The following is a 9,403-nucleotide window of genomic DNA, read 5'->3' on the forward strand; positions in this document are numbered from 1 at the left end:
CGGTACAATGGGAGGTGGTCTGCATACTTATCGACCAATATGGAGGCTAACAGACCGGCTCCTGGAATACCCTTATCGATCACGCGCTCAGGAAGCTCGCCGATCTTTACGCCTTCACCGTTTTTAGCAGCATATTTATAGCGGATGTATCTTTTGATAAAGAAGCGTGCAGGCTCGCATTCCAGCTCTTCAGTAACTTCTTTACCGATGCAAACCATGTCTGAAAGATCACCTTCAGGGTGTATTTCGATTTCTTCTACAGGCAGGTGTGCAGGCAGCTTTGCACGTCCATGGTGGTTTGGTCGTTTGCGTACGTATTCAATCTTTTCTTTGGTTTGTTCCTGTTGCTGCGCTACTAAGATAGTATCAGCTTCAAAGGGCAGCATCGTTTGGTTTGGATCAGCTTCAAAGCGCTCACGTTTCTGTCCGAACTGCATACGTTTGAGCATTTCGACCTGAGATTTCAGGTAGTCACGTTCCTGGATAAGTGAACTGTTCAGGGAGGATAATGAATCTATCTTTTTATCACGAATGGAAATGGAGGTTTGCTGGCGTTCAAGCAGAGCGATAAGCTCTTGTTTTGATAGATTTTCCAGTGCCATTTCCATACCCGAAAAATACGGTTTTACCAGCGTTTAAACAAGTAAAAAGCTTGTTTTTATACTAGTGAATAGCGTTTTTTTCGAATACTCTTTACAACATGGATGCCCTCTACCATCAGTATCAGATCACTCCATGACATTTCATTTTCCCTGCCTTTTGGAGCAAGAAAAGTTCCCTGTTCCAACCGTTTATAGTAGAGTACAAAGCCGCCGTTTTCCCAGTGCAGCAGTTTGATGTGCTTACCACTGCGGTTCAAAAAGACGAACACTTCCCCGCTGGTGGGTATGCGTTGCATTCCCGAGCTGACTAGTCCACACAGTCCGTCAAAACTCTTGCGCATATCACAATGCCCCGAATAAAGATAGAAACGGTGTGAAGATCCCAATGAGAACATATCAGTACAAATGGATCAGCTGAGATAAAAGTAACAGGTCGCCATCAACTTTCAGTTTGACCCCGTTGGGATAAAACACTTCTATCTCCCTGGTACCTGAACGCTTCTCTATGGGGATAAATACCCCGGGAGTACTTTCTGTTTCTTTGCTACGCGAATACCAATAATAAAACTTCGCCGCATTAATGCCCTTCTCCAAACAATATTGTTTCTTTGATTTGCCACTGGATCGCCAATCTTCGATCATCGCTATCATGGCGCTGCGTTTTTCTTCTAAATTATTCATGCTGCCAAAGCTAATCCCGGCAAATTATTTATTCAAGATGTACTTGGTAGCGCGGATACCTCTTTTCAACTTTGATGAATGCGGCTCTGCTGTTCTCAAATATTTCAGTATAAATCCTCCCCGTATCGATTTTTTCTCCCTTTTGAATTATTTCGGCTATGTCGTTAATGATATCGTGTCCAACATCGTTTGGAAGTCCAAAACATATAATCTCTGGGTGTTGATATGTCTGTGTCAAACCAATGCTGTAAGCGAAAGAAGGGATATAACCTGGTGAACCAACCATAATCACCTGAAGTCCAAATTTGTCAATGTTCAATGTGGTGTTACTGATGATGTCGTCTTTATCTATGCAATTATGTTCGTTTTCTGTTGTCATTATGTTTATCGGCTACAAGTCGTCCTATGGTTGCCCGTAACTTGGGGATAGGTCTAATAAGTTGATCCTTTTAATAAATCAAATCTAAAATAATCCTGTAAAATTTAGCAGGGAAACTACTTAAACAGTGTGCCAATGATTTGAAATTGAATTTAAGTGCACACACTTGTTATCGTAAACTGCATTATCAAGAAACGGTCTAATACTAAGACATTCACTTATACCATTTGATCCTGTTAAGAAGTCCTGGCTTTTAAGTCTTTAAAATTTTCCTTAGTATTAAGTATGTCACCAATAACATAACAAGTTGAATAATAAATACGGGATAAAGGTTTTGAGACTCCGCAAACCTGTACCCGAAGCTTATTACCGAAACTGGAAAGGTGATCAATAGACCAAATGTAGACCAGCTACCGTAAAAAGAATCACTTGGATAAACTGAACAAACACTTAGAGTTCCCAAGCCGACATAAAGTAGTGCAATTTGTATTGCTTTAGTTTCTTTACTTTGAGATTCCCACATGCTTAAAGATATGGTATTATATGTTTTGAAAAAAGGGAGGGTTACAGTTGGTATTACCATTGCCAGCATAATTAGTGATAGCAAACATATTTTGGTAAATTTACCTTTATAAAAAGTCGTTATGCCTAATGTAGAGACTACCTACAAAAAATTAATTAATGATATCGGCTCTACGCTTTTAAAGGCTAGAGAAAATGCAGTTAAAGCGATAAACCATGAACTTGTAAAAGCAAATTGGGAAATTGGTAGGCATATCATTGAGTTTGAGCAGAAAGGCAAGGAAAAGGCGGATTACGGAAGCGCACTTTTGACCAATCTTTCTAAAGACCTTAAAAACGCCTATGGTAAAGGGTTTGGAAAAAGTAACATTTACCTCTGCAGGCAGTTTTATTTGAGATATCCAATTTTCCAGACAGTGTCTGGAAAATTGAGTTGGAGCCATTATGCTGAACTTTTAACAATTACCGACGAATACTCAAGAAGTTTTTATGAACAACAAACTGTAATAGAAAACTGGAGCTTTCGTGAACTAAAGCGACAAATTGACTCTGCCTTATTTCACCGACTTGCACTGAGTAAAGATCAAGAGGGCGTTTTGAAACTCGCTGAAAAAGGGCAGGAAATTGATACATCTCAGGATATTATAAAGGATCCATATATTTTTGAATTTTTAGAACTTCCAACAGATAACATAGTAAAGGAGCGGGACCTTGAAAGCAAGCTCATCAATAACCTTCAAAAGTTTCTTTTAGAACTTGGCAAAGGTTTTTCATTTGTTGCAAGACAGTTTAAAATAACAGTAGACAATGAACACTTTTTTATTGATCTAATTTTTTATCATAGAATATTGAAATGTTTTGTCCTGATAGACCTTAAGACTAAAAAGGTTAAACATCAAGACATTGGACAAATGAATCTGTACCTTAACTATTTTAAGGAAGAAGAGAATACAGAAGGAGATAATGAGCCTGTAGGAATAATCATTGCTGCAGATAAACATGAATTCTTGGTCAAATATGCTACTGGTGGACTTTCAAACAAAATCTTCGTTTCAAAATACCAGCTCTACCTACCCGATCAAAAACAGCTTGAGAATAAAGTGAAGCAAATTATAAATGGTGCTTAAATAAGTAATGTACGTTTACAAAGACCAAGTGCTAATAATTTACTTCAATGACTGACCCGTAATATTACCACTAAGCAATCTGCCATTTGGCGCTATATATGACGAATTCACTATTACCCTTCTTTTTTCCTTCTTATTGAACTACCGAGAAAAGCTCGGTAGTTGCAGCCTCTTCCAATTCCACCTCTGCTAAAATATTTTTTATATGCAATCCAATTGTATCAGCATCTTTATCAAACAATTGTGATATTAGTTTCTGACTCAACCAAATCGTCTCCCCTTCAATCTTTACATCAATTTTAGTTTCCCCATTCGGGGTCTAATAAATAATAATCTGATCTTGTTTCATGCGTTACTTTCTTTAACTGCATCGCTGGCAGCCTACTTCCATCCCCCTTTTCCCAAAGGAGCTTTAAGGCCTTGCTTTTAATAGTTTAAATCATAAACCGCCGTATGATGTAAATATACGCTACGGATTAAAGCATCAAAACTACTGTATTTTAAGGTTAAATAATTTTAGCCAAGCGTATGTCTTTATCTACTTTGGCAGCATGAAAATTATTTCTATTAATTAAGCTTTGGTCAGTTGACTATTCAGAACTACTAGTGAATCTTACTCGAAAGCTGAAACATTTAATTTACGCATCTCGCCACTTTAATGAAAGCATAAATTGACACTTATTAGAGTTGTGCAAAAGCCACGACGATTTTTTGATGATGTTACCTCCTTAGGTTTACTAATTTCAAACGTCTTTTAAACAGGATAAATTAGTCCACTACCTTTATCTAGTGATTTGATAGTTGTCATATCATCGGAAGACAACTCAAAGTCTAACGTTTCCGGTCTATCACTTTGTCCAGATTTTCTGGAAACCGGCCGCCTTTGGCTTCGATGCTATCTGCGCCCTGGGTGATGGTGCTGAGCTCTGCGGGAGAAAGCTCCAGCGTTGCTGCGCCAATATTTTCCTTTACGCGTGCCGATTTTGTGGTGCCCGGAATCGGCACGATCCATGGCTTCTGTGCAAGGATCCAGGCGAGCGCCACCTGCGCGGTGGAGGCTCCCTTCTCCATCGCAACGCGGTCAAGAACATCCACAAAGGCTTGATTGGCTTCCATGTTTTCTTTTTGAAAACGGGGGAAGTAACTCCGGCCATCCTCTTTCTCAAAGAGCGTGTTGGGATTAATTTTGCCGGTCAGAAAGCCTCTGCCGAGTGGGCTGAAGGGCACAAAACCAATTCCGAGTTCCTCAAGCACGGAAAAGACCTTTTCTTCGGGTTCGCGCCACCAAAGGGAGTACTCGCTCTGTAATGCTGTAACAGGTTGCTCGGCGTGGGCTTTACGGATGTTTACGATATCAGCCTCTGATAGCCCAAAGTGCTTTACCTTGCCAGAAGCAATCAAATCCTTCACGGTTCCAGCCACATCCTCAATGGGAACAGTCGGATCCACACGGTGCTGGTAGAGGAGATCGATCGTATCTATGCGCAGGCGCTTGAGCGATGCGTCCACAACTTTGCGAATTGTCTCCGGGCGACTGTCGAGTTCAGCGTTAGATCCATTCTTGAATCCAAATTTGGTGGCGATGACCACCTTGTTCTTGTACGGCTCCAGAGCCTCTCCAACGATGTCCTCGTTGGTATAAGGACCATAAACCTCTGCAGTATCAAAGAAGGTAATACCCTGTTCCACGGCATCGCGTAAAACGCGAATGGCTTCATTGCGATCCGGCTGGTTAGCGTAACCATGGCTTAGTCCCATGCAGCCGAAACCAATTTCGGACACTTCTAATCCTGCGTTTCCTAAATATCGTGTTTTCATTTTATATATATATTATGTTTGCTTCTACAAAATTGATAAAGAAGGCCGAGCCGTTTTGTATACTGATTACGGGTTCTCCTACCAATATTACTGATCTGGAAGGCCGGTATTAAAAAGCGCTTGCTGGAACTTGTATTTTTGTAGGGATAAATGAATAAGGTATGGAAGAGATTATAAAAATTAGCAGCATCGCACAATACAATGCCATGCGGGGCGTAGCTACCAAACATCCTCTGGTTACTGTGATTGACCTCTCCAAAGCGCAACCGGTACCTGCAAAGTCATTCAACATAGGGTTGTATGCAGTGGGGCTGAAAGAACTGAATAGTGGCCAGTTGCGCTATGGAAGAAGGCACTATGACTACCAGGATGGAAGTTTAGTATTTGTAGCGCCCGGACAGGTGGTAGGTGTGCAACCGGGCATTGATCTTTTTGCCCCGACGGGCTGGGTGTTGCTCTTTCATCCCGATCTGATAAAGGGCACTCATTTGGGCAAACACATTCATGATTATTCTTTCTTTTCGTATAATGTAAATGAAGCGCTTCACCTGTCGGATAAAGAGAAAAGTATTGTGATTGATTGCTTCTCAAAAATTGAGTATGAACTCGATCATAACATAGACAAGCACAGCAAAGGGCTGATTGCAGCTAACATCGGGTTGCTGCTCGATTATTGCATCCGTTTTTACGACCGCCAGTTCATTACGCGCGACAATGTAAACAAAGGAACCCTGGAACGTTTTGAATACTTATTGAACGGCTATTTTTCATCGGATAAGCCGCAGAACGAAGGCTTGCCTTCCGTAGCTTATTGCGCCGAAGCCCTATATTTATCACCCAACTATTTTGGTGACCTGGTGAAGAAAGAAACCGGCAGATCTGCTCAGGAATACATTCAATTAAAAGTGATAGATGTGGCGAAAGAGAGACTGTTTGAAATGAATAAATCAGTCAGTGAAATTGCCTACGAATTGGGCTTTAAATATTCCCAGCATTTCACCCGTTTATTTAAACAAAAAGTAGGCGTTACGCCGAATGATTACCGGATAATGAAACGGCCGCTTCCATGGTGAGTAATCGGCTTAGTCTGTATTTATCTTTTCGCAGATGGCTTCACATTCTGTCTCATTCCATGTGCTGGTTTAGAGGTCACCCACTGGATTACAAAAAAGTTCAACTGGTTGAAGATTTTAAAAATTTAGATAGGTGAGAAACGGAAAATAAGGTTGAATGTAGAAAACCTACGTACGGCAATTTATTATTAAAATTTATATCTTGGCGTAGCCTATTTTCGTGCTAAATATCATCATTAAAAACTCATTATCAAAATACCAAAAATGGCTTTGATTAATGGAAAGAGTTTATGATAATCGGCAAAAAAGAAATGATTGATTTCGAGCTTACGCATTATCGCTTTTTCATCCACTCCAGAGCAGCAAGGATTTTAGTATCTCTAGATAAGTCATTAAAATTATCACCATTGATAATGGTGAGGTCTGGGAGTACACTATCTAAGTAGATAACACCATTACGGTCGGCAATAATACTTGCAGCAACTGCAAGGGTATTTTCACCTAGTTTTAAGGTGAGATTCATGGTCGTCAGACCAGCTGTTGGCTCTCCAATAAACAAAGTTTTTGGCCTTCCTTTTAGTCCCACTGCCATCATTTCCCCCGCACTTGCAGTTATTCGGCTCATTAGCACTACGACTTTCAATTTAGGATTAGCTTTACAGCGATTGTGAATTTGATTTCGTCCAAAAGCTCCATTATCAACAGTCCATTTTTGTAAAATTTTTCTTTCAAGGGTCATGTTGGACCCAAAATATTTAGTTCCATATACTTGATTCAAACCGCCAAATAAAGGATAAACACTTCCACCTTGATTTAATCTAAGGTCAATTACTAAGCCTTTCAAATTTTCAAATCCTAGATGGCATAAACTGTCTTGATAACGCTGGCAGGTTTCACGGTCAAATTTGTTGTTAGGTGGAACGAGCATATATCCATACCCTTCTTCAAGTAATGTAGTTTTTAGATTTACTTTCTTGGGGATGTTTTCAGGTATTCTCAGTGTCTGTTTCCAAGATTGATCCATGCCGAGTCGCTCCATATTATAAAAAAAAGCCCCATGATTATCCCCGATTGTTGTAAAGATTAACCTAATCTTATCTTTAAAATCCCCTTCCGTTATTCTTCTGAAGTTAGAATCGAAAATCTGGTGCTCAAGTTCCTGCCAATTGACTCTTTTTCTAAAAACGGAGTTTTGTTTTATCTTATAAAAAACCTCTTGCAATAGCTTAGACAAGCTATCTGCTTTAATCGGCTCTTGCTGACTATAAGCCGCCTTGCAACACAGTAAGATTGTTAATAGCAACATTGCTAGGATTCGCATTTGAAATTATTTAGTGATTAAATATATCAAGAACATAAAATTATAATTTTATAGTAGAGATCAGGTTAAATTTCATTTCATTAATTGGGCTTCATGACCGTTAGCGCATCATAGCGGTAAAAATACCGTTTAGTACCTAAGCTTAAATATCAAAAGAGATGTTTTCGAACATTCTTGAAATTTGTCGTAAAAACAGGAATTTTAATAAAAATAAATATTCCTCTTAAGCTCAGATACTTTAAAGCTATTTGGTGGCCAGTAATTTTATTGGGCAGAATTATACCTATTATTAGCTCGCTTGTTTATTTTGAATTTAGCCTTTCAAGAATCAGAGATGAAAAACTTCTCACACCAATTTTTATACTTTCTTCATCAACAGCGAAATTAGGTGCGTGATTCATTGCGATCATTCCTTTTTTAAAATTAGACCCACCTAAGAAGAAATATACACCTGGTACTTTTTGTTGAAAATAGGCGAAATCATCATTAAAATATGGTACCTGTCCATAGTCACGGACAATCGAATGATTACCATAGGCCTTATTTATGACCTTTATCGCTTCCTTAGTCAAGTTTTCATCATTAACTACTGTTGGATTTTCCTGTACAAATGAGACGGACAGCAATTTGTTCGCATATTTTTCCTCTCTGATTAGTTGTTCAATTTTAGGTATTAATTTTCCGAGCTTCGATTGATCTGTCTCGTATAAATAGGTATCTAAAAACAGTTCGTCATTTTTGGAATAGATTTTAAAAGGTTCATCCATAATCAAGTAATCTTTAAAAATGGTATTTGGATTTATTAATCCAATGAACGGGTCACCTATATGTTGTAAGTCCCAGGGCCTACTGTTAGTCTTTGCACGGGACAGTGAACTATATATTTTGCTGGCGAGTGCTTTAGCGTCTTCTTTAGATATATCATTCTTCAATTTAATCCTGATCCTTTTCTGGTACGCAAACATTTCATTTGGCTTAACCATAATCTGCCCGAGCGGAAGGGCAGTTATATGTAAACCATAAATTTCGGATGGGTTTATTTTGGAAAATAAACCGTTGTCAATTATCCGCTTTGCTCCAACAAATGTTTCTTCTTCTGATTGAAATATAAAATATACGGTTCCACTTAATGATTCTTTGTGTTTAGCAAGGACTTCGGCTATTCCCAGCCCAATTGCTAAATGTACATCATGGCCACAACCATGTTGCACCCCTTTTATTTTGGACTTAAAGTCAACCGCGTCAGGAAAATCATTTGGTAAAGCATCCATGTCAGCTCTCCAGGCAATCTTCTTTCCCCCATTTATTCCTCCTTTTAGAATCCCTACAATACTATGCGAGTAAATATTTGTATCAACTTCAATCCCTAAATTTATCAAATATTGCTTTATGATTTTCTGGGTGCGTTTTTCTTCTCCTGCCAATTCAGGGTTTGCATGAAAATCCCTTCTGATTTTTACCAGCTTATCATAAATTTTATCAGTTTCTATGCTGACCAATTTGTGAGTTAAGACTTCTTTAGATGTTGTTTCTAGTAAATTCGTTAGCGTTTCGTTTCTTGACTGCCCGAAGCTTGAAAGACTGAAAATGGTAAGAAGTAGTGATAGAATGATTTTCATATGTTGATCTCTGCCCCCTATGACGACCTAAAAACTGATAATGTTACACTCTGTCTAGTCCCGTTTCGACATGAACCTGACTAATATTCAAGCCGGATTCAAATAATTCTTTAACTTTATACCACATAAAAACTTTGTTTTTATTTATTGGCCGCCATCGATTTTGTTTCACACCAAAAGATGCGGCCTTTTTTCGTTTTTAGCTAATTCAGTGGTGAATTACTTTTGCGAAAAACTGATGGTACAAAGTTGCTAGTTACA

Annotated in this window: 9 protein-coding genes; 2 read left to right on the forward strand and 7 right to left on the reverse strand. The window is 38.9% G+C overall.

All coding sequences use genetic code 11. From position 1 onward, the window contains the following. The 4 genes from ACR2F7_RS07770 to ACR2F7_RS07785 all read right to left on the reverse strand — a co-directional run. On the reverse strand, positions 1–608 hold a 608-nt coding region (locus ACR2F7_RS07770), incomplete at its 3' end, for an IS66 family transposase zinc-finger binding domain-containing protein (RefSeq protein WP_432713014.1). 50 nt (positions 609–658) lie between these two features. Beyond that, complete coding sequence (gene tnpB / locus ACR2F7_RS07775) at positions 659–997, reverse strand: IS66 family insertion sequence element accessory protein TnpB (protein WP_432713015.1); 339 nt, start codon at positions 995–997, stop codon at positions 659–661. A 1-nt stretch (position 998) separates the two neighbouring features. Then, the gene (gene tnpA, locus ACR2F7_RS07780; protein WP_432713016.1) at positions 999–1,283 is read right to left on the reverse strand and encodes an IS66 family insertion sequence element accessory protein TnpA; all 285 of its coding nucleotides are present in this window, start codon (positions 1,281–1,283) and stop codon (positions 999–1,001) included. A gap of 28 nt (positions 1,284–1,311) precedes the next feature. After that, a complete protein-coding gene (locus tag ACR2F7_RS07785) occupies positions 1,312–1,662 on the reverse strand; it encodes a DUF4262 domain-containing protein (RefSeq protein ID WP_432713017.1) in 351 nt (116 codons plus the stop codon). A 644-nt stretch (positions 1,663–2,306) separates the two neighbouring features. Here ACR2F7_RS07785 and ACR2F7_RS07790 point away from each other — a divergent pair. After that, complete coding sequence (locus ACR2F7_RS07790) at positions 2,307–3,311, forward strand: PDDEXK nuclease domain-containing protein (protein WP_432713018.1); 1,005 nt, start codon at positions 2,307–2,309, stop codon at positions 3,309–3,311. A gap of 831 nt (positions 3,312–4,142) precedes the next feature. On the opposite strand, the gene ACR2F7_RS07795 is transcribed toward ACR2F7_RS07790, so the two are convergent. Further along, complete coding sequence (locus tag ACR2F7_RS07795) at positions 4,143–5,129, reverse strand: aldo/keto reductase (protein WP_432713019.1); 987 nt, start codon at positions 5,127–5,129, stop codon at positions 4,143–4,145. Positions 5,130–5,290: 161 nt separating this feature from the next. Here ACR2F7_RS07795 and ACR2F7_RS07800 point away from each other — a divergent pair, with 161 nt between their 5' ends. Continuing rightward, complete coding sequence (locus ACR2F7_RS07800; RefSeq protein ID WP_432713020.1) at positions 5,291–6,202, forward strand: helix-turn-helix domain-containing protein; 912 nt, start codon at positions 5,291–5,293, stop codon at positions 6,200–6,202. Between the two features lie 334 nt (positions 6,203–6,536). Here the strand turns inward: ACR2F7_RS07800 and ACR2F7_RS07805 are convergent, their stop codons facing one another. Beyond that, positions 6,537–7,523, reverse strand: coding sequence for a S41 family peptidase (locus tag ACR2F7_RS07805; protein ID WP_432713021.1), 987 nt, complete (start codon positions 7,521–7,523; stop codon positions 6,537–6,539). Between the two features lie 302 nt (positions 7,524–7,825). Further along, complete coding sequence (locus tag ACR2F7_RS07810) at positions 7,826–9,142, reverse strand: M20 metallopeptidase family protein (RefSeq protein ID WP_432713022.1); 1,317 nt, start codon at positions 9,140–9,142, stop codon at positions 7,826–7,828. Positions 9,143–9,403: the final 261 nt, after the last annotated feature.

Origin of the sequence: Pedobacter sp., from assembly GCF_045628745.1 — a bacterium.
In the GTDB taxonomy this organism is placed as follows: Bacteria; Bacteroidota; Bacteroidia; order Sphingobacteriales; family Sphingobacteriaceae; genus Pedobacter.

Bases quoted from the DNA above. Each gene is read 5' to 3' on its own strand.
- tnpB (WP_432713015.1), bottom strand. From the start codon at position 997: ATGTTCTCATTGGGATCTTCACACCGTTTCTATCTTTATTCGGGGCAT.
- tnpA (WP_432713016.1), bottom strand. From the start codon at position 1,283: ATGAATAATTTAGAAGAAAAACGCAGCGCCATGATAGCGATGATCGAA.
- ACR2F7_RS07785 (WP_432713017.1), bottom strand. From the start codon at position 1,662: ATGACAACAGAAAACGAACATAATTGCATAGATAAAGACGACATCATC.
- ACR2F7_RS07790 (WP_432713018.1), top strand. From the start codon at position 2,307: ATGCCTAATGTAGAGACTACCTACAAAAAATTAATTAATGATATCGGC.
- ACR2F7_RS07795 (WP_432713019.1), bottom strand. From the start codon at position 5,129: ATGAAAACACGATATTTAGGAAACGCAGGATTAGAAGTGTCCGAAATT.
- ACR2F7_RS07800 (WP_432713020.1), top strand. From the start codon at position 5,291: ATGGAAGAGATTATAAAAATTAGCAGCATCGCACAATACAATGCCATG.
- ACR2F7_RS07805 (WP_432713021.1), bottom strand. From the start codon at position 7,523: ATGCGAATCCTAGCAATGTTGCTATTAACAATCTTACTGTGTTGCAAG.
- ACR2F7_RS07810 (WP_432713022.1), bottom strand. From the start codon at position 9,142: ATGAAAATCATTCTATCACTACTTCTTACCATTTTCAGTCTTTCAAGC.